Origin of the sequence: Curtobacterium sp. YC1, from assembly GCF_016267665.1 — a bacterium.
In the GTDB taxonomy this organism is placed as follows: Bacteria; Actinomycetota; Actinomycetes; order Actinomycetales; family Microbacteriaceae; genus Curtobacterium.
The window spans coordinates 2,228,361-2,248,108 of sequence record NZ_CP066341.1 but is presented as its reverse complement, the minus strand read 5'-3'; the positions used below and the strand labels follow the sequence as shown (position 1 = coordinate 2,248,108).

The 19,748-nt window shown below is 70.8% G+C and carries 20 protein-coding genes; 14 read left to right on the top strand and 6 right to left on the bottom strand.

Going from position 1 to position 19,748, the window contains the following annotated elements; all coding sequences use genetic code 11:
* Positions 1 to 135 precede the first annotated feature (135 nt).
* The 4 genes from I8920_RS10490 to I8920_RS16325 all read left to right on the top strand — a co-directional run bounded on the left by I8920_RS10490 (position 136) and on the right by I8920_RS16325 (position 3,298).
* Positions 136 to 1,080 carry an NADP-dependent oxidoreductase gene (locus I8920_RS10490; RefSeq protein ID WP_198656306.1) on the top strand — a complete coding sequence of 315 codons (945 nt, stop codon included), beginning with the start codon at positions 136 to 138 and terminating at the stop codon, positions 1,078 to 1,080.
* A gap of 103 nt (positions 1,081 to 1,183) precedes the next feature.
* Positions 1,184 to 1,834, top strand: a complete 651-nt coding sequence (locus tag I8920_RS10485; protein ID WP_198656305.1) for a DUF805 domain-containing protein — start codon at positions 1,184 to 1,186, stop codon at positions 1,832 to 1,834.
* Between the two features lie 83 nt (positions 1,835 to 1,917).
* A complete protein-coding gene (locus tag I8920_RS10480) occupies positions 1,918 to 2,475 on the top strand; it encodes a DUF805 domain-containing protein (protein ID WP_198656304.1) in 558 nt (185 codons plus the stop codon).
* 43 nt (positions 2,476 to 2,518) lie between these two features.
* A complete protein-coding gene (locus I8920_RS16325) occupies positions 2,519 to 3,298 on the top strand; it encodes a DUF805 domain-containing protein (protein WP_198656303.1) in 780 nt (259 codons plus the stop codon).
* Between the two features lie 69 nt (positions 3,299 to 3,367).
* Here I8920_RS16325 and I8920_RS10470 read toward each other — a convergent pair whose 3' ends face one another.
* From I8920_RS10470 to I8920_RS10445, 6 genes are all read right to left on the bottom strand, one after another.
* On the bottom strand, positions 3,368 to 4,009 hold the full coding sequence (locus I8920_RS10470) for a TNT domain-containing protein (protein WP_198656302.1): 642 nt from the start codon (positions 4,007 to 4,009) through the stop codon (positions 3,368 to 3,370).
* A 51-nt stretch (positions 4,010 to 4,060) separates the two neighbouring features.
* Entirely contained in the window at positions 4,061 to 4,834 is a 774-nt protein-coding gene (locus tag I8920_RS10465) for a succinate dehydrogenase iron-sulfur subunit (protein ID WP_198656301.1), read from the bottom strand.
* A 1-nt stretch (position 4,835) separates the two neighbouring features.
* Entirely contained in the window at positions 4,836 to 6,629 is a 1,794-nt protein-coding gene (gene sdhA, locus I8920_RS10460) for a succinate dehydrogenase flavoprotein subunit (protein WP_198656300.1), read from the bottom strand.
* A gap of 49 nt (positions 6,630 to 6,678) precedes the next feature.
* Complete coding sequence (gene sdhD / locus I8920_RS10455; protein ID WP_198656299.1) at positions 6,679 to 7,125, bottom strand: succinate dehydrogenase, hydrophobic membrane anchor protein; 447 nt, start codon at positions 7,123 to 7,125, stop codon at positions 6,679 to 6,681.
* Between the two features lie 11 nt (positions 7,126 to 7,136).
* A complete protein-coding gene (sdhC, locus tag I8920_RS10450) occupies positions 7,137 to 7,586 on the bottom strand; it encodes a succinate dehydrogenase, cytochrome b556 subunit (RefSeq protein ID WP_269802227.1) in 450 nt (149 codons plus the stop codon).
* 78 nt (positions 7,587 to 7,664) lie between these two features.
* Positions 7,665 to 8,912: a glycosyltransferase family 4 protein gene (locus I8920_RS10445; RefSeq protein ID WP_198656298.1), complete on the bottom strand. Its 1,248-nt coding sequence runs from the start codon at positions 8,910 to 8,912 to the stop codon at positions 7,665 to 7,667.
* Positions 8,913 to 9,138: 226 nt separating this feature from the next.
* On the opposite strand from I8920_RS10445, the gene I8920_RS10440 reads away from it, so the two are divergent.
* The 10 genes from I8920_RS10440 to I8920_RS10395 all read left to right on the top strand — a co-directional run bounded on the left by I8920_RS10440 (position 9,139) and on the right by I8920_RS10395 (position 19,745).
* Positions 9,139 to 10,254 (top strand): mannose-1-phosphate guanylyltransferase, encoded by a 1,116-nt coding sequence (locus I8920_RS10440; RefSeq protein ID WP_198656297.1) that lies wholly within the window; start codon positions 9,139 to 9,141, stop codon positions 10,252 to 10,254.
* A gap of 201 nt (positions 10,255 to 10,455) precedes the next feature.
* Positions 10,456 to 11,520: a BMP family lipoprotein gene (locus I8920_RS10435; protein ID WP_198656296.1), complete on the top strand. Its 1,065-nt coding sequence runs from the start codon at positions 10,456 to 10,458 to the stop codon at positions 11,518 to 11,520.
* Between the two features lie 87 nt (positions 11,521 to 11,607).
* Entirely contained in the window at positions 11,608 to 13,128 is a 1,521-nt protein-coding gene (locus tag I8920_RS10430; protein WP_198656295.1) for an ABC transporter ATP-binding protein, read from the top strand.
* Positions 13,125 to 14,480 carry an ABC transporter permease gene (locus I8920_RS10425; protein WP_198656294.1) on the top strand — a complete coding sequence of 452 codons (1,356 nt, stop codon included), beginning with the start codon at positions 13,125 to 13,127 and terminating at the stop codon, positions 14,478 to 14,480. Before I8920_RS10430 ends, I8920_RS10425 begins: the two co-directional genes overlap by 4 nt.
* Positions 14,477 to 15,769, top strand: coding sequence for an ABC transporter permease (locus tag I8920_RS10420; protein WP_198656293.1), 1,293 nt, complete (start codon positions 14,477 to 14,479; stop codon positions 15,767 to 15,769). Before I8920_RS10425 ends, I8920_RS10420 begins: the two co-directional genes overlap by 4 nt.
* 130 nt (positions 15,770 to 15,899) lie before the next feature.
* A complete protein-coding gene (locus I8920_RS10415) occupies positions 15,900 to 16,322 on the top strand; it encodes a cytidine deaminase (protein ID WP_225558344.1) in 423 nt (140 codons plus the stop codon).
* Position 16,323: 1 nt separating this feature from the next.
* A complete protein-coding gene (locus I8920_RS10410; RefSeq protein ID WP_198656292.1) occupies positions 16,324 to 17,619 on the top strand; it encodes a thymidine phosphorylase in 1,296 nt (431 codons plus the stop codon).
* Positions 17,620 to 17,907: 288 nt separating this feature from the next.
* Positions 17,908 to 19,020 carry an adenosine deaminase gene (locus I8920_RS10405; RefSeq protein WP_198656291.1) on the top strand — a complete coding sequence of 371 codons (1,113 nt, stop codon included), beginning with the start codon at positions 17,908 to 17,910 and terminating at the stop codon, positions 19,018 to 19,020.
* A gap of 3 nt (positions 19,021 to 19,023) precedes the next feature.
* Positions 19,024 to 19,470: a PTS sugar transporter subunit IIA gene (locus I8920_RS10400; RefSeq protein WP_198656290.1), complete on the top strand. Its 447-nt coding sequence runs from the start codon at positions 19,024 to 19,026 to the stop codon at positions 19,468 to 19,470.
* On the top strand, positions 19,467 to 19,745 hold the full coding sequence (locus tag I8920_RS10395; RefSeq protein WP_198656289.1) for a PTS sugar transporter subunit IIB: 279 nt from the start codon (positions 19,467 to 19,469) through the stop codon (positions 19,743 to 19,745). Before I8920_RS10400 ends, I8920_RS10395 begins: the two co-directional genes overlap by 4 nt.
* Positions 19,746 to 19,748 lie beyond the last annotated feature (3 nt).

The window sequence follows — 19,748 nt, the reverse complement described above, 5'->3', positions numbered from 1 at the left end:
TCCACGGACTGGAGGCCCGTCACCAGCTGGTGACGGGCCTCCAGTCCGTCACGGGGTCGCGACACACCCATCCGCGGTGCCGCGGGTGGGGCGCACCCCGAGAGTCCGCGGGAGGCGGCGCGTACCGTCCGGTGCATGACGAAGCACTGGGTGGCACCGCGGTTCGGCGGCAGCGAGGTCCTCGAGTACACCGACACAGCGGTCCCCGCGCCCGGTCCCGGCGAGGTCACCATCCGGGTCCGCGCCGCCGGCATGAACCCCGCCGACACGAAGCACACCCGCCAGGGTGACCCGTCCGACCTGCCGATCGCCGTCGGCTACGAGATCGCCGGCACCGTCAGCGCGATCGGGCCCGACACGGAGATCGCCTCCGGAGGGGGAGCCGTCGGTGACGAGGTCCTCGCGTTCCGCGTCCAGGGCGGGTGGGCCGAGGAACTGACGGTGCCCGCGCGCGACGTGTTCGCGAAGCCCGCGTCGCTCGGCTTCCCCGAGGCCGCGAACCTCCTCCTCGCCGGGACCACCGCAGCCGACATGCTCCGGGTCACCCAGGCCTCCGGGAACGACACCGTCCTCGTGCACGGCGCCGCCGGAGCCGTTGGGGTCAGCCTGCTCCAGCAGCTTCGCCTGCTCGGTGCCCGGGTGATCGGGACCGCGTCCGAACGGAACGCCGACGTGGTCGCGGACTTCGGCGGGGAGTGGATCGCCTACGGGGACGGGCTCGAGGAGCGGGTCCGAGCGTTGGTCGCGGACGGCACGGGCGACGGCGTCGACGTGGCGCTCGACTGCGTCGGCACCGACGAGGCGGTGGACGTCTCCCTCGCGCTCGTCGCAGACCGCTCGCGCATCGTGACCATCGCGGCACCCGGCCGGGCGGAGTCCGACGGCATCCGGGCGATCGGCGGCGCACAGCCGGAGAGCAAGGCGTTCCGTGACTCCGTTCGGCAGCGGCTCATCGACCTCGCGGGTGCCGGGCACCTCGAGGTCCCGGTGGCGCGGACGTTCCCCCTGTCCGAGGCGAAGGCAGCGGCGGCGCTGTTGGAGTCCGGGCACCCCGGAGGCAAGCTCGCGCTCCTGCCCTGACCGGGCGGTCGGGTCAGGTGTCGTCCGGGCGGATGACGCTCTGCGGGCCGGGGGAGTGCCACACTCTGTGTGGACCGACAACCCGCGCCGGAAGGAACGCCCGATGAGTGACCAGTACCCGCCCCGGGACCCGTACGGCCAGCGGCCGGATCCGTACGGGCAGCAGCCGGGCCCGTACGGCCAGCAGCCGGGCCCGTACGGCCAGCAGCCGGGTCCGTACGGCCAGCAGCCGGGTCCGTACGGCCAGCAGCCGGGTCCGTACGGCCAGCAGCCGTGGGGCCAGCAGCCTCCGGGCCCGTCCGGGCAGTCCGCGCAGCCCGTGCCGGGACAGCCGAGTGGTGGGAAGGCCGGGCCACCGCTCTGGGCGCCCTGGTACGGCATCCCCTTCCCTCAGGCGTTCGTGCGGTTCTGGAAGAAGTACGTGCGCTTCGACGGTCGGGCCAGCCAGTCGGAGTACTGGTTCTGGGCGCTCTGGTACCTCATCGGTTCGGCGGCCGCCGGCATCTTCGGCAGTGGCTTCGACGTGCTGCCGTTCGTCGACGACGGTTCGGACGGGCTCGGCAGCCTCTGGAGCCTCGCGTGCGCCCTCGGGTTCATCGCGCTGACCGTGCGACGGCTGCACGATGTGAACCTCAGCGGCTTGTTCGCCTTGTTCTTCATCATCCCGCCGATCGGCATCCTGTTCTCGCTGATCATCGGGCTGATGTCCTCGAACCCGCAGGGGCAGCAGTACGACCGTCCGCTGCAGCGGTGACGTCGTCGGAACGGTCCTGACGGCCGCTCAGGGGTTCTGGTTGACTCGAACGTGAACATCAGCCAACACTCGAGGGGGACCAGGTGAGCGATCAGTACCCGCAGGATCCGAACAACCAGCCGAACGCCCAGTTCGGCGGCGCACCGCAGTACGGCCAGCAGCCGCCGACCGGTCCGAACGGCGAACCGCCGCTCTGGGCGCCGTGGTACGGGATCTCGTTCGGCAAGGCGTTCGTGCGGTTCTTCAAGAAGTACGCGACGTTCAGCGGCCGTGCCAGCCGCAGCGAGTACTGGTGGTGGTACCTGTGGAGCGCGATCATCGGTGTCGTCGTCTCCGTCCTCTCCGGGATCCTCATCGCCGCGACCGGGACGACGACCACCACCACGTCGTCCACCTACGCCGGGTTCTCGTCGACTTCGTCGAACCCCGCAGCGGGCGTGCCCATCTGGATCGTCGGTCTCGTCCTGCTGATCCCGACCCTCGCGCTCATCGTGCGTCGGTTGCACGATGCGAACTTCAGCGGCTTCCTCGCGCTGCTCCTGCTCATCCCGGTCCTCGGACCGCTGGCCGTGTTCGTGATGATGTTCCTGCCGTCGGCTCCCGAGGGCGCGCGGTTCGACCGTCCCGCCGGCTCGCGATGAGTGGAGCCAGGAACGCGACGCCGACGCGCCAGGGGAGCAGCCGATGAGCACCGCCGGGACGCCCGGGCAGGAGCGTCCGGACGAGCAGCCGCAGGACGACCGGCAGCCGCAGGGTCCGCCGCCCGGGTACGGGCAGCCCTACGGGCAGCAGCCCGGTTACGGCCAGCAGCAGCCCGAGTACGGCCAGCAGCCCGAGTACGGCCAGCAGCCCGAGTACGGCCAGCAGCCCGGGTACGGGCAACAGCCTGGCTACGGGCAGCAGCAGCCCGGGTACGGCCAGCAGCCCTACGCGCAGCAGCCGTACGCGCAGCCCTACGCCGACCCGTACCCGCAGTTCCAGCAGCCGATCCCGGTCGGCCCGGACGGCGCACCGCCGCTCTGGGCCCCGTGGTACGGCATCGGGTTCCTCGACGCGTTCGTCCGGTTCTTCAAGAAGTACGCCCGGTTCGACGGCCGCGCCAGCCGGAGCGAGTTCTGGTACTGGATCCTCGCCAACGCGATCGTGACCATCGTGCTGTTCGGCGGCTTCTACGCGATCCTCATCGCGTCGCTGGTGTCGAGCTCCACCGTCGACGAGTACGGCAACCCCTCGGGCAGCGCCGCGCCGTCGCCGTTCGCGTTCGTCCTGCTCGGGCTGTTCGTGCTGTGGTCCCTGGCGACCCTGGTGCCGAGCATCGCCCTCGGGTGGCGACGTGTGCACGACGCGAACCTGGCCGGTCCGTTCTGGCTCATCGCGCTGTTCGTCGGCGCCGCCGCCATCGTCTTCGGCTGCCTGCCGTCCAACCCGGCTGGCGCCCAGTACGACCGCCCCGACCAGCAGTAGCTGCCGGAACGAGGACAGCCCGCCCCACGCGTCGAGCGTGGAGCGGGCTGTCCTCGTGTGTCGGAGGGGTCAGACCACGCGGAGGCGGACGAGCGAGCCGTCGACCACCAGGTCGCGCACGGTGGTCGACGGGTCGGCGACCTCGAAGCGGAGCGCGCCGCCCGGCTGCTCGAACCAGGGCTGCACGAACCGGACGACCACCAGGAACGGGCGGTCGACCACGTAGCGGTGGGTCTCCGGGGACTGCGCCACGTGCGGCGGCAGCGAGCGACTCGGCAGCGGGGTGTCGAGCGGGTGCAGCAGGTAGCCGTCGGGACCGCCGATGCGGTCGACGGGCACGCCGGCCGGGATCTGGATCGTCAAACCCTGTGCGCCCGCCTGGGCCACCTGCTGGGCGAGCTGCGGGTAGGTGCTCGCCGCACGGTCGCGCAGCCCGTCGAGCTCGTGCCGCCGGATGTCCCGCGGCTCCGGGAACGGCCGGTTGAGGAACCGACGCAGCATCTCGACGGCGTCCTCCTCGCCGGTGGCCTGGGCCAGCCGGCGGGCGGTGCCGTAGTCGACGACTTCCAGGGCGTAGCCGGTGGCGTCCGTCTGGACGACGCGGAGCGCCCCCTCGACCGGCGGCTCGTGGAGGGTCTCGCCGGGGAGCTGCACGTACCGGATCGTGTAGCCGAGCTGGTCCAGGATGGGGCGGGTGTCCGCGAACGTCATGGACGGGAGCCTACCGGTCGACCCGCAGCCGGACCCCGGACCGGGCCGGGACTACGCCCGACCCCGCATGATGGCCTGCTTGACCTCGGAGATCGCCTTCGTCACCTGGATCCCGCGGGGGCATGCGTCGGTGCAGTTGAAGGTCGTCCGGCAGCGCCAGACGCCCTCCTTGTCGTTGAGGATGTCGAGGCGGACGTTCGCCTGGTCGTCGCGGGAGTCGAAGATGAACCGGTGCGCGTTGACGATCGCGGCGGGGCCGAAGTACTGCCCGTCCGTCCAGAAGACCGGGCACGACGAGGTGCACGCCGCGCAGAGGATGCACTTCGTGGTGTCGTCGAAGCGGGCGCGGTCGGCCACGGACTGCACGCGCTCCTTGCCCGGGGTGGGCGCCGACGACGACTGCAGGAACGGCTGGACCTCGCGGTACGACTGGAAGAAGGGCTCCATGTCGACGACCAGGTCCTTCTCGAGCGGCAGGCCCTTGATCGCCTCGACGTAGACCGGCTTCGAGACGTCGAGGTCCTTGATGAGGGTCTTGCACGCCAGGCGGTTGCGCCCGTTGATGCGCATCGCGTCGGAGCCGCACACGCCGTGTGCGCAGGAACGACGGAAGGTGAGCGAGCCGTCCTGCTCCCACTTGATCTTGTGCAGGGCGTCGAGGATGCGGTCGGTCGGCAGCATCATGACGTCGAAGTCCTGCCAGCGCGGCTCGTCGTCGACGTCCGGGTCGAAGCGGCGGATGATCACCGTGACGGGGAACGATCCGGGAGGGGCGTCCTGCACGGTGTCGGTGCGGGGTGCGTCGGAGACCAGGGTGTCGGTCATCTCAGTACTTCCTCTCCATCGGCTCGTAGCGCGTCACGACGACGGGCTTCCAGTCGAGCGTGATGTGGTCGTCGGCGAGCGACGAGTGCGGGTCACCCGTCAGGTACGCCATGGTGTGCTGCATGTAGTTCTCGTCGTCGCGCTTGGGGTAGTCGTCGCGCATGTGCCCGCCACGGCTCTCCTTGCGGTTGCGCGCGGAGTAGACCACGACCTCGGCGAGGTCGAGCAGGAACCCGAGCTCGACCGCCTCGAGCAGGTCGGTGTTGAAGCGCTTGCCCTTGTCCTGCACCGAGACCTGCATGAAGCGGTTGCGGAGCGTGTGGATGGTCTCGGTGACACGGGCGAGCGACTCGTCGGTGCGGAACACCTGCGCGTTGCGGTCCATCTCGTCCTGCAGCTCCTTGCGCAGGGCGGCGACGCGCTCGGTGCCGGTGGAGGCGCGGAGCTGGTCGAGCATGCCGCGCACGTTCGCTGCCGGGTCCTCGGGCAGGGGGAGGAACTCGGCGGTCTTGACCCACTCGGCCGCGTTGTTGCCGGACCGCTTGCCGAAGACGTTGATGTCGAGCAGCGAGTTCGTGCCGAGGCGGTTCGAACCGTGCACGGACACGCAGGCGCACTCGCCGGCGGCGTACAGGCCGGGCACGACGGTGGTGTTGTCGTAGAGCACCTGGGCGTCGGTGTTGGTCGGGATGCCGCCCATCGCGTAGTGGGCGGTCGGCATGACCGGCACGGGCTCGACGACGGGGTCCACACCGAGGTAGGTGCGGGCGAACTCGGTGATGTCCGGCAGCTTCGTCTCGAGCACCTCGGCACCCAGGTGCGTGCAGTCGAGCAGCACGTAGTCCTTGTTCGGGCCGGCGCCGCGGCCCTCCGCGACCTCCTGCACCATGCACCGGGCGACGATGTCGCGGGGCGCGAGGTCCTTGATGGTGGGCGCGTAGCGCTCCATGAAGCGCTCACCCGAGGCGTTGCGCAGGATCGCGCCCTCACCGCGGGCACCCTCGGTGAGCAGGATGCCCAGCCCGGCGAGCCCGGTCGGGTGGAACTGGAAGAACTCCATGTCCTCGAGCGGCAGACCCGTGCGCCAGACGATGCCGACGCCGTCCCCGGTCAGGGTGTGGGCGTTCGACGTGGTCTTGTACATCTTGCCGAAGCCGCCGGTGGCGAAGATCATCGCCTTGGCGTGGAAGACGTGCAGCTCGCCGGTGGCCAGCTCGAAGGCGACGACACCGGCCGGCTGCTTCCGGGTCACGCCGTCCTCGCCCACGACGTCGACCATGATGAGGTCGAGCGCGTAGAACTCGTTGTAGAACTCGACGCCGAGCTTGACGCAGTTCTGGAACAGCGTCTGCAGGATCATGTGGCCGGTGCGGTCGGCGGCGTAGCAGGCACGACGCACCGGCGACTTGCCGTGGTCGCGGGTGTGGCCGCCGAAGCGCCGCTGGTCGATCTTGCCCTCGGGCGTGCGGTTGAACGGCAGGCCCATGTTCTCGAGGTCGATGACGGCGTCGATCGCCTCCTTCGCCAGGATCTCGGCGGCGTCCTGGTCGACCAGGTAGTCGCCGCCCTTGATCGTGTCGAAGGTGTGCCACTCCCACGAGTCCTCTTCGACGTTCGCCAGGGCCGCGGCCATCCCGCCCTGCGCGGCACCCGTGTGGGAGCGCGTGGGGTAGAGCTTCGAGATGACGGCGGTCTTCGCCTTCGGGCCGGCTTCGATCGCGGCACGCATGCCCGCGCCTCCGGCGCCGATGATGACGATGTCGAACTGGTGGTGGTGCACGGTGGTCTCGGTCACAGGGGTCTTTCCGTAGACGGTGGGCGGGCGGTCAGCAGCGGTGGTGGTGCTACTGCGCCGGGCAGAAGGACGGCAGGTCTGCAGCGGCGGCGCCGGCGGGGCACGGGTCGAAGGTCCAGCAGACGAGCAGTCCGAGGACGATCAGCACGGTGCACGCGGCGAGGATCGCGCCGAGCAGGGTCTTGCGGACGCCCGGCTTCGACACGTAGTCGTTGACGATCGTGCGCATGCCGTTCGACCCGTGGATCAGGGCGAGGACCAGCATGAGCGAGTCCCAGACCTTCCAGAACGGGTCGGCCCACTTGCCGGCGACGAAGGCGAAGTCGATCTGCTTGACGCCCTCGCCCGCCACCATGTTGACGAAGAGGTGGCCGAAGATCAGCACGACGAGCAGGACGCCCGAGGCGCGCATGTAGATCCAGCCCCACTTCTCCCAGTTGGTGGTGCGTCGGGCTGCTGCTGCCGAGCGGGGAGGTTCGACGATCTGTGTGGTCATCTTCGTGCCCCTCAGTTGAAGTCCGCGACGAGGTTCATGAGCTGGCGCGGGAGGAAGCCCGCGATGAGGATCGCCCACACGACCATCACGATCCAGAACATGGCGCGCTGGTACCTGGGGCCCTTCGACCAGAAGTCGACCAGGATGATCCGCAGTCCGTTCAGCGCGTGGAACACGATCGCCATGACGAGGGCGATCTCGCCGAGGTTCATGATCGGGGTCTTGTAGGTGCCGATCACCGCGTTGTACGCCTCGGGGGACACGCGCACCAGCGCGGTGTCGAGGATGTGCACGAGCAGGAAGAAGTAGATCGCGACACCGGTGATCCGGTGCAGGACCCAGGACCACATGCCCGTGGAACCGCGGTACAGCGTGCCCTGCGGCGTCCGAGAAGCCCGCGGGGCTTCGATCGAGACGTCGGGCACCGCGGTCGCCGTGCCACCGCCGGAGTGCTCAGCCATGAGCTCGTCCTTCCATAGGACGGGCTCGCCCGATCGGCGAGCCCTTGCCGTTCGTGTTCGTGTGGAACACGACCCATCCTATGCGCGGGCGCTGACCTTCTCGTCCCGACCGGTCCGCAGGCCCCGTCCGACGGGCGGCGCGCCGATGGTCCGTGCCGTGTCGTGGTGCGCCAGGAGCTGGTCGCCGACGGCCTCCCAGGTGGTGTCCTCGACGCGCAGTCGACCCGCGGACCCCATGCGCTCGGCGAGGCCGCGGTCGTGGTGCAGCCGCAGGACCGCCTGCCGCAACCCCTGGGGCTCGTCGGCGTCGTAGAGCTCGCCGTCGAGTCCGGGCGCGACGAGGTCGAGCGGACCACCGGACGCCGGGGCGACGACCGGGAGCCCCGAGGCGTGCGCCTCCTGCAGCGTCTGTCCGAAGGTCTCGGCGGGACCGGTGTGCACGAAGACGTCGAGCGCCGCGTACGCGTCGGCCAGCGCGGCACCGCGCAGCGGACCGGTGAACGTCACGTCGAGGTGCCGGAGGCGGCGTTCGAGCACCGCCCGCGACGGTCCACCGCCGGCGACCACCACGCGGATGCCCGGGATGCCGCCGAGTCCGGCCAGCCGCTCGACCTCCTTCTCCGGTGCCAGGCGGCCGACGTAGCCGACGATGGTCTCGCCGTTCGGGGCGAGACGGCGACGGAGCGCCCGGACGTGCCCGGACGTGCGGCGTGCGGGGTGGAACAGTTCGGTGTCGACCCCGCGGCCCCAGCGGGCGACGCGGGGCACGCCGTCCTCGGCGAGCATCGCGGCGGTCGCGCTCGACGGCGCGAGCGTCAGCGAGGCGCCGGCGTGGATGCGGCCGAGGATCTTCCGCACCAACGGGACGGTCGCGGTCAGACCGTTGCGGCGGGCGAACCCGGCCACGTCGGTCTGGAAGACGGCGACGGAGGGGATGCCGAGCCTCCCGGCCGCCGTGATGGCGCGCCCACCCAACAGGAACGGACTCGCCGCGTGCAGCACGTCGGCGCCGGAGGCGGCGAGGATCGTGTCGAGCACCGGGTGGGGGAGCGCCACCGGGAACTGCCGGTACGCGACCGCGGGGACGCGGTGGACGTCGAAGGAGCGGTAGCGCTCGACGGCGCTGCGGGACCGGAACTGCGCGAGTCCGGGGGTGTCCGGCGCGATGACGACCGCGCGGTGACCACGTCGTTCCAGGTGGTCGAGGACCGCCAGGACGCTGGTGGTCACGCCGTTGAGGGTGGGCAGGAAGCTCTCGGTCACGACGGCGACGGTCCGGGGGGACGTGCCGCGCTCCACGCTGCGTGCGTTCATGGCGATGGCCATGTTCCGCGCACGGTGTGTCGTCGTGGGGCCGCCGACGTGAACGCCGAGCACGCAGGCGGTGAACAAGCGGGCGGCGGACGGGCAGGCGGTCGGTGGGCGCACTGGAGGCACGGTGCGCGCCCGGCGGGCGGGTCACGGCGCACGTGTGCGGGCTCCCGCACCGCACGTGCGGGAAGCGTGCGGGAAGCACCCAGGTGCCGCCCGGCGGCACCGGTACGGTGAGCACGTGGCAGACGCACTCGAGGACTTCTACGCGATCATCCCCGCCGGGGGCATCGGATCGCGACTGTGGCCGTTGTCGCGCGCCGACGCACCCAAGTTCCTGCACGACCTGACCGGCTCCGGCACCTCGCTGCTGCGGCAGACGTGGGACCGCCTCGCGCCGCTCGCCGGCGACCAACGCATCATGGTCGTGACCGGACGCGCGCACCGGGTGGCCGTCGAGTCGCAGCTGCCCGGCGTCGAGGACCACAACGTCGTGCTCGAGAGCGAGCCGAAGGACTCCACCGCCGCCATCGGCCTCGCCGCGGCGATCCTCGTGCGGCGCGAACCCGACGTCGTGATCGGGTCGTTCGCCGCCGACCACGTCATCGGCGACGCCAGGGGCTTCCGTCGGTCGGTGCGCGAGGCGGTCGCCGCCGCCCGGGCCGGCTACGTCACCACCATCGGCATCACGCCGACCGAGCCGGCCATCGGCTTCGGCTACATCCACGCGCACGGCGACACGCTCGGCATCGAGGGCGCACCGACCGCGCACGCCGTCCGCTCCTTCGTCGAGAAGCCCGACCTGGACACCGCGCGGTCCTACGTCGAGCAGGGCACCTACCTGTGGAACGCGGGCATGTTCATCGCCCGCGCCGACGTGCTGCTCGCCGAGATCGGCCGGACCAAGCCGGAGCTGCTCGCCGGCATCGAGGAACTGGCCGACGCCTGGGACACCTCGGCCCGTGGCGCCGTCGTCGACGCCGTCTGGCCCGGGCTCGAGAAGATCGCGATCGACTACACCGTGGCGGAACCCGCCGCGGCCGCCGGGCGCATGGCGGTCGTCCCGGGCGACTTCGACTGGGACGACGTCGGCGACTTCGCCTCGCTCGCCAAGCTGCAGTCCGGCGGTCGGCCGAACAACCTCGCCGTGCTGGGGGACGGTGCCCGCATCCTCGCCGACTCGTCGAGCGGCATCGTGGTGTCGCACAGCCAGCGCCTCATCTCGCTCATCGGCGTCGAGGACATCGTGGTCGTCGACACCCCGGACGCCCTGCTCGTGACCACCAGCGCGAACGCGCAGCGGGTCAAGGGTGTGGTGGACGCACTGAAGATCAGCGGCCGCGGCGACGTCCTGTAGCGCTCCATCGACACCCCCCCCTCGAACTGGGGGTCCGTGGGTGACCCTGCGTTACGGGCGCGTTTCGGCGGGGTCGCGATCCCGTAACCGATGTCCGGGACCCCCGCAACGGGTCCTGTACCGGCTCGACGGTCGTGTACTGTCGCCACGATCGCCCGGAACGCACGTGGTCCGGGCACCGCTCCCCGGAGGAACACACCCGTGACATCTCGTACCCGACAGGTCGTCCTCAGCGGCCTCGCGCTCGCCGGCACCGTCGCCGTCCTCGCTGGATGCGCATCGGCGCCTTCCGAGTCGACGACCGCCAAGAAGACCGACTTCCAGCCCTGCATGGTCTCCGACGCCGGAGGCTTCGACGACAAGTCGTTCAACCAGCTCGGCTACGAGGGCATGAAGGACGCCGCCGAGGAGATCGGCGCGACCGTCAAGGAGGCCGAGTCGAAGGACGCGACCGTCTACGACGCCAACATCGAGCAGCTCATCAGCCAGAACTGCAACCTCGTCGTGACCGTCGGCTTCAACCTGGCCGACGCCACGAAGAAGCAGGCCGCGGCGAACCCCGACACGAACTTCGCGATCATCGACGACAACTCGATCGACGCGGACAACGTCAAGCCGATCACGTTCGACACCTCGCAGGCGGCGTTCCTCGCCGGCTACGCGGCGGCGTCCTACTCGAAGACCGGCGTCGTCGGCACCTTCGGTGGCATGCAGATCCCGACCGTCACCATCTTCATGGACGGCTTCGCGGACGGTGTGAAGTACTACAACGAGCAGAAGGACGAGGACGTCAAGGTCGTCGGCTGGAACGTCGACACCGGCAAGGGTTCCTTCACCGGTGGCTTCGAGGCCGGCACGCAGGCCAAGTCGGTCGCGCAGACGCTCCTCGACCAGGACGCCGACGTGATCCTGCCCGTCGGTGGTCCGATCTACCAGTCCGCTGCCGAGGCCATCAAGGACGCCGACAACGGCTCCGTGCTGATCGGTGCGGACAGCGACCTCTACGAGGCCGACCCCCGCTACAAGGACATCGCCTTCACCTCGGTCGAGAAGGGCATGCGCCCGGCCGTGAAGGACGTCGTCGAGCAGGCGGCTGACGACAAGTTCTCGAAGGACCCGTACGTGGGCACCCTCGAGAACGACGGCGTCGGCATCGCCCCGTTCCACGACTTCGAGTCCAAGGTCGACAAGGGCCTGCAGGGCGAGCTCGACGACGTGAAGGCCGGCATCATCGACGGCTCGATCAAGGTCAAGACGCAGTCCTAACCCGTTGGACGCGGGCGGGGGAGGAATCCCTCGCCCGCGTTCTCGTGTGCCCGCGTGGCGCACGCGAGACAGAAATAGACTCCCGACATGAAGCTCGAACTCCGCGGCATCACCAAGCGGTTCGGCGCCCTCGTGGCCAACGACCACATCTCGCTCACCGTCGAGCCGGGTGAGGTCCACTGCCTGCTGGGCGAGAACGGTGCCGGCAAGTCCACCCTGATGAACGTCCTCTACGGCCTGTACGAGGCCGACGAGGGCGAGATCCTCCTCGACGACGTGGTGCAGGACTTCGGTGGCCCCGGTGACGCCATGCGCGCCGGGATCGGCATGGTGCACCAGCACTTCATGCTCGTGCCCGTGTTCACGGTGGCCGAGAACGTCATGCTCGGCCAGGAGCAGACCACCTTCGGCGGTCGCCTCGACCTGGCCGGCGCCCGCCGCCGCGTGCAGGAGATCTCCGACCGTTTCGGGTTCGACGTCGACCCCGACGCCAAGGTCGAGGACCTGCCCGTCGGCGTGCAGCAGCGCGTCGAGATCATCAAGGCGCTGTCCCGTGACGCCTCCGTGCTGGTGTTCGACGAGCCGACGGCCGTCCTCACGCCGCAGGAGACCGACGAGCTGATGGGCATCATGCGCCAGCTCCGCGAAGCCGGCACCGCGATCGTCTTCATCACCCACAAGCTGCGCGAGGTCCGCGAGGTCGCCGACCGCATCACGGTCATCCGCCTGGGCAAGGTCGTCGGCGAGGCCGCACCGACCGCGACGAACAACGAGCTCGCCGCGCTCATGGTCGGCCGCGCGGTGTCCCTGGTGGTCGACAAGGAGCCGTCGACGGGCGGGGCGGACGCCCTGGTCGTCGAGAACCTGACGGTGACCGACCCGTCCGGCATCGTGCTCGTCGACGACGTCTCGTTCACGGTGCGCCGCGGCGAGGTGCTCGCGATCGCCGGGGTGCAGGGCAACGGCCAGACCGAGCTCACCGAGGCGATCATCGGCCTCGAACCCGCACACGCCGGCCGGATCACGCTCGACGGCAAGGAGCTCACCGGTCGCAGCGTCAAGCAGGTGCTCGACGCCGGCGTCGGGTTCGTGCCCGAGGACCGCAAGGAGGACGGCCTGGTCGGCGAGTTCACGATCGCCGAGAACCTCATGCTCGACCGCGCCGACCACGCCGAGTTCGTCCGCGCCGGCACGATCCGGCCGGCCGAGCGCGACGCCTTCGCCGACGAGAAGATCGCCGAGTTCGACATCCGCACGCCGGCCCGCACGACCGCTGCCGGTCGGCTGTCCGGCGGCAACCAGCAGAAGATCGTGCTCGCCCGCGAGCTGAGCCGTGACCTGCGGCTCTTCGTCGCCGCCCAGCCCACGCGTGGCATCGACGTCGGCTCGATCGAGTTCGTGCACAAGCGCATCGTCGCCACCCGCGACACCGGTGTGCCCGTCATCGTCGTCTCCACCGAGCTCGACGAGGTCGTGGCGCTGGCCGACCGCATCGCGGTGATGTACCGCGGCGGCATCGTCGGCATCGTCCCCGCGACCACCCCCCGCGACGTCCTCGGCCTCATGATGGCCGGGGAGGTCCCAGAAGGAACGGAGCTGGCAGCGTGACCACCCCACGGCCAGACGACGCGCAGCAGCCCGCGACCCCCGAGGCGCCCGTCACCGACGACCGCCTGCAGGAGGTCGAGTCCACCCCGCACCTGATGACCGACTCGGCCGACGACTCCGAGCGTCGCGACGGCGCCGACGGCAGCGACCGCTGGCAGGCGGCCCTGCACAGCGTGCTGAACGGCTCGGTGCTCGTCACCGTCCTCGCCGTCGTGCTCGCCCTCGTGGCGTGCGGCGTGCTGATCGCCCTGACGGACGAGACCGTCCGCACCACGGCCGGGTACTTCTTCGCCCGACCGACGGACATGCTGCAGGCCGTCGGCACCGCGGTCGGCGGCGCGTACTCCTCGCTGTTCCAGGGCTCGGTCGTCAACTTCGGCGCCGACTCGTTCCAGCAGGCGATCGCCCCGCTCACGCGTTCGGTCGACTACGCGGTCCCGCTCGTCGCGGCCGGCCTCGGTGTCGCGCTCGCGTTCCGCGCCGGCCTGTTCAACATCGGCGGTCAGGGACAGATCCTGATCGGCGCCGCGGCCGCCGGGTGGGTCGGGTTCTCGTTCGACCTGCCCGCCGCGGTCCACATCCCCCTGACCATCGTCGCCGGCATCGTCGGCGGCGCGGTCTGGGGCGGCATCGTCGGCGTGCTCAAGGCCCGCACCGGTGCGCACGAGGTGATCGTCACGATCATGCTCAACTACATCGCGCTGTACCTGGTGAGCTACCTGCTCCGCACCCCCGGCCTGCTGCAGGCCCCGGGCAGCAGCAACCCGATCTCGCCGGCGACGAAGGACAGCGCCCTGCTCCCGGCGCTGTTCGGTCCGCGGTACGGCGTCGACCTCGGCTTCGTCGTGGCGATCATCGCCGTCGTCGTGGTGTGGTGGCTCGTCAACAAGTCGTCGCTCGGCTTCCGGTTCCGCACCATCGGCGAGAACCCCCGCGCGGCCCGCGTCGCGGGCATGAGCGTGCCGTCCCTGACCATCTGGGTGCTCGTCATCTCCGGTGCGCTCGTCGGCATCGCCGGGGCGTACCAGGTGCAGGGCGCGGTGACCTCCGGCTTCACGTCGGGCATCGACGCCGGCATCGGCTTCGACGCGATCACGGTCGCGCTCCTCGGCCGGTCGAAGCCGTTCGGCGTGTTCTGGGCGGCGATCCTGTTCGGCGTGCTGAAGAACGGCGGCTACGCCATGCAGGCCGCCAACGGCATCCCGATCGACATCGTCGGCGTGATCCAGGCCCTCATCGTCCTCTTCATCGCGGCGCCGCCGCTCGTCCGCGCGATCTTCCGGATCCCGCAGCCGGGTGCCCGCGGTCGCGCGAAGACGAGCAAGAACAGCAAGAAGGCGGTCGCAGCATGAGCACCCTCAGCCCCACCGCGGCCCCCGCGTCGCCGCTCGCCGGTCGTCCGGTCGAGACCACCCGCAGCTGGAAGCTCGCGATCGGGTACGGCGTGTTCACGCTCGTCGCGATCGTCCTGTTCGGCCTGCTGCCGCGCTCCGGGACGACCACGTTCCGCCTCGCGAACGGCGGTGACTTCTTCGCGCTGCCGGACGTCCCGCTGCCGGCGACGGCCACCGGCATCGTCGTCATCGTGCTGCTCGCGATGCTGACGGTCTACGCCGTGGTCGAGACCCGCTCGTACCGCCGGGTCCCGCTCTGGGTCACGACGGCCTTCGCCGTGGTGTTCGTGATCGGCTTCCTCGCGTGGTCCGCCGCGGGTGCGTCGCTGGCCATCCCGGGTCTGCTCCTCGGCGCGCTGAGCCTGAGCGTCCCGCTCGTGTTCGGTGCCCTGGGCGGCGTCATCTCGGAGCGCGTCGGCGTCGTGAACATCGCCATCGAGGGCCAGTTCCTCGCCGGGGCGTTCACCTCGGCACTCATCGCCTCGATCACCGGGTCGCCGTGGGTCGGCCTGGTCGGTGCGCTCGTCGCGGGTGTGCTCGTGTCGTTCATCCTCGCGGCCTTCAGCATCAAGTACCTGGTCGACCAGGTCATCGTCGGTGTCGTCATCAACGCGTTCGTCTCCGGCCTGACCGGCTTCCTGTACTCGCAGGTGCTGTCACCGAACGAGCAGACGCTGAACATCGGCGTGCGCTTCCCGCGGCTCGAGATCCCGCTGCTGCACCAGATCCCGATCATCGGACCGGTGCTGTTCGAGCAGACGGTCGTGGTCTACCTGGCCTACGTGGCCGTCGCGGTCGTCACCTTCGGTCTGTTCAAGACCCGCTGGGGCCTGCGCCTCCGCGCGGTCGGCGAGCACCCGCAGGCCGCCGACACGGTGGGCATCAACGTCACGAGCACGCGGTTCTGGAACGTCTCGCTCGCCGGGGCGATCGCCGGTCTGGGCGGTGCGTACTTCACGCTCGACGCGGTCGGGCCGTTCACCAAGGACATGACCGCCGGCGCGGGCTACATCGCCCTGGCCGCCGTGATCTTCGGCCGCTGGGACCCGATCAAGGCGACGCTCGCGGCGCTGCTGTTCGGCTTCGCGTCGAACCTGCAGAACGCGCTCGGCGTGATCCCGAACTCGCCGGTGCCGAGCGAGTTCCTGCTCATGCTGCCGTACGTGGTGACGATCCTCGCCGTGGCCGGCCTGGTCGGTCAGTCGCGCGGTCCCGCCGCGTCCGGCAAGCCCTACATCAAGAGCTGACGGCCAGGAGGCACGGCACATGACCGACACGCACGCTGCGGGCGACGAGACCCCCGCGACCACCGACGCGACGGCCTGGACGGACCCGGCCACGGCCCTGGGCGCGACCGGCGTCGCTCCGGCCGTGCCGGTGGGGAGCCTCCCGACCGACGACGTGGACTGGAGCGCCCTGCGGGACGCCGCCACGGCCGCGATGCGGCACGCCTACGTGCCGTACTCGTCGTTCCCGGTGGGGGCCGCTGCGCTCACCGACGACGGTCGGATCGTCTCCGGCTGCAACGTCGAGAACGCGTCCTACGGCGTGACGCTCTGCGCCGAGTGCTCGCTCGTGTCGCAGCTGCACATGACCGGCGGCGGCAAGCTCGTGGCCTTCACGTGCGTCGACGGCGACGGGGCGACCCTGATGCCGTGCGGGCGCTGCCGCCAGCTGCTGTTCGAGCACTCGTCCGAGGGCATGCTGCTCGAGACGGTCTCGGGCATCCGCACCATGGACGAGGTCCTGCCGGACGCCTTCGGACCGCGCACCCTCGCCACCTACCAGCAGGAGCACTGACATGGCCGTCGAGCCGTTCGACACCGTCGACCTCATCCGCACCAAGCGCTCCGGCGGAGTCCTGAGCACCGCCGAGGTCGACTGGCTCGTCGACGCCTACACGCGCGGGTACGTCGAGGACCCGCAGATGGCGGCGATGGCGATGGCGATCTTCCTGAACGGGATGGAACGGCGGGAGATCAAGGACCTCACGCTCGCGATGATCGCGTCGGGGGAGCGGATGTCGTTCGGCTCGCTCGGCAAGACGACCGTCGACAAGCACTCCACCGGCGGGGTCGGCGACAAGATCACGCTGCCGCTCGCGCCGTTGGTCGCCTCGTTCGGGGTCGCCGTGCCGCAGCTGTCCGGCCGCGGTCTCGGCCACACCGGCGGCACGCTCGACAAGCTCGAGTCGATCCCGGGGTGGCAGGCGTCCATCTCGAACGACCGCATGATGCAGGTGCTGCAGGACGTCGGCGCGGTCATCTGCGCGGCGGGTTCCGGCCTGGCCCCCGCGGACAAGAAGCTCTACGCCCTGCGCGACATCACCGGCACGGTGGAGTGCATCCCGCTCATCGCGTCGAGCATCATGTCGAAGAAGATCGCCGAGGGCACCGGCGCACTCGTGCTCGACGTGAAGTTCGGGTCCGGCGCGTTCATGCCGACCTACGAGGCGTCCCGGGAGCTCGCGCAGACCATGGTCGACCTCGGCAACGACGCCGGGGTCGCGACCTCGGCACTGCTGACCGACATGGAGGTCCCGCTCGGGCTGACGATCGGCAACGCGCTCGAGGTGCGGGAGTCGGTTGCGGTCCTCGAGGGCGGCGGGCCCGCCGACGTCGTCGCACTGACCGTGGCGCTGGCGACCGAGATGCTCACGCTCGCCGGCCTGCCCGACGCCGACCCGGCCGCGGCACTGGCCGACGGCCGCGCGATGGACACCTGGCGCCGGATGATCGAGGCGCAGGGCGGTGACCCGTCCGCCGCACTGCCGGTCGCCAGGGAGCAGCACGTCGTCACCGCGCCGTCGTCCGGGGTGCTCGTGCAGCAGGACGCGCTGCCGTTCGGCGTGTCCGCCTGGCGCCTCGGTGCCGGTCGTGCGCGCGCGCAGGACCCGGTGCAGGCGGGCGCCGGCATCGAGCTGCACGTCAAGCCGGGCGACACCGTGACCGAGGGACAGCCCCTCTGGACGCTGCACACCGACGAGCCGGCGCGGTTCGACCGGGCGCTCGAGTCGCTCGAGGGGGCCTGGGCGATCGGCGCTCCCGACGCCGTGGTCGACCGCGGGCCGATCGTGCGGGAGCGCATCACGGGCTGACGTCCGGGGCGGGGCACGGGCGCGCGTTGCTCGTGCGTTGCGTGGTTCGTGCTCGCGTCTGCGTTGCGCGCCCCCGTACGGGCATCGCACCCCGACACACCGGGGCGCGATGCCCGTACGCGGGCGCGGACCGTCAGCTGGCGTGGCCGGCGCTCGCACGTGCACACGGACCGCCACCTGGAGGGGCCGACGCGCGTCGTCGGGCCAGGGGGAGCCTCCCGCCCGCCTCGCGGTGTGTCGTGCACAGGTGCCTGCGCGTCGTCGGTGACCACCGATAACCTGGTGCGCATGAGCGCCGACGCCCCGACCTACCGCCTGCCCGACGCCGGAGCGGTCATCAACGACCTGCCGAAGGTCTCGCTGCACGACCACCTGGACGGTGGGCTGCGTCCCGCGACGATCGTGGAGCTCGCGGCCGAGGCCGGTGTGTCGCTCCCGACCACCGACCCGGCGGAGCTCGGCCAGTGGTTCGCCGACCAGTCGAACTCCGGGTCGCTCGTCGAGTACCTGAAGACGTTCGACGTCACGACGTCGGTCATGCAGACGGCGCCGCAGCTGCACCGCGTCGCGAAGGAGTTCGTCGAGGACCTCGTCGCCGACGGCGTCGTGTACGGCGAGATCCGCTGGGCCCCGGAGCAGCACCTGCAGGGCGGGCTCACGCTCGACCAGGCGGTGGAGGCCGTGCAGGCCGGCATCGAGGAAGCCGTCGACGCCGCCGGTGGGCGCATCCGCGTCGGCCAGCTCGTCACGGCGATGCGCCACGCGGACCGGTCGCTCGAGATCGCGGAGCTCGCCGTGCGACACCGTGACGCCGGGGTCGTCGGGTTCGACATCGCCGGGGCCGAGGCCGGGTTCCCGCCCGCGAACCACCGGGCGGCGTTCGAGTACCTGGCGTCCGAGCTGTTCCCCGTCACCGTGCACGCCGGCGAGGCCGACGGGCTCGCCTCGATCCGCTCCGCGCTGGTCGACGGTCGGGCGCTCCGCCTCGGGCACGGCGTGCGCATCTTCGAGGACGTCGCCCTCTCCGACGCCGGTGACGGCTCGACCCTCGCCAGCCTGGGAGAGGTCGCGTCGTGGGTGCGGGACCGCGAGATCCCGCTCGAGGTCGCGCCGTCGTCGAACCTGCAGACCGGGGCGATCGCCGCGTGGGGCGACGACCTGGCCGACCACCCCTTCGACGTGCTCTACCAGCTCGGGTTCCGCGTCACGGTGAACACCGACAACCGCCTGATGAGCGGGACCTCGCTGTCGCGCGAGCTCGCGCTGCTCGCCGGCACCTTCGGCTACGACCTCGACGACCTGGCAGCGTTCCAGATCAACGCCGCGCTCGGGTCCTTCCTGCCGCTCGAGGACCGCGAGGAGATCATCGCCACCATCACGGCCGGGTACCAGGAGGCCTGACGCATGCCACTCCCACCGCTGCCGGACACCGCCGTCCTCCTCGGAGCGGACGCGCCCACGTGGCGTGACGCGATGCGGCTGGTCGGCGGAGCGCTCGTCGCGTCCGGCGCCACCACCGACGACTACACCGACGCCATGATCGGCATGGTCGAGGAGCACGGGCCGTACATCGTCATCTCGCCCGGGCTGGCGTTCGCGCACGCCCGGCCCGGCGGTGCGGTCCTGCGCGACGGCCTGGCGATCGTGACCCTCGCGTCCCCGGTGGCGTTCGGGCACCCGCACAACGACCCCGTGCGCGTGGTGCTCGGACTCGCGGTGGCCGAGGTCGGCACGCACCTGGAGTCCATCGGCGAGATCGCGAACCTGTTCGACGACGCGACGGTGACCGGGCGGATCGCGGCGGCGACCACGGCGGACGAGGTCCGGGCGATCACGGGGGTCTCCGCGTGAAGATCGTGACGATCTGCGGCGCGGGCATCGGCGCGAGCGGGATCCTCAAGGTGAACGCCGAGAAGGCGCTCGTCGCCCTCGGGCTCTCGGCAGAGGTGGTGGCGGCCGACGTCGCCTCGGTCCGTGACGTCTCCGACGACGCGAACGTGATCCTGACGAGTCAGGAGTTCGTCGAGGCGATCGGGGACACCTACGCCGAGGTCATCGTCATCCGGAACCACTTCGACCAGGGCGAGATCACGGCCGCCGTCGACCGGGCGCTCGGCGAGCACTGAGGC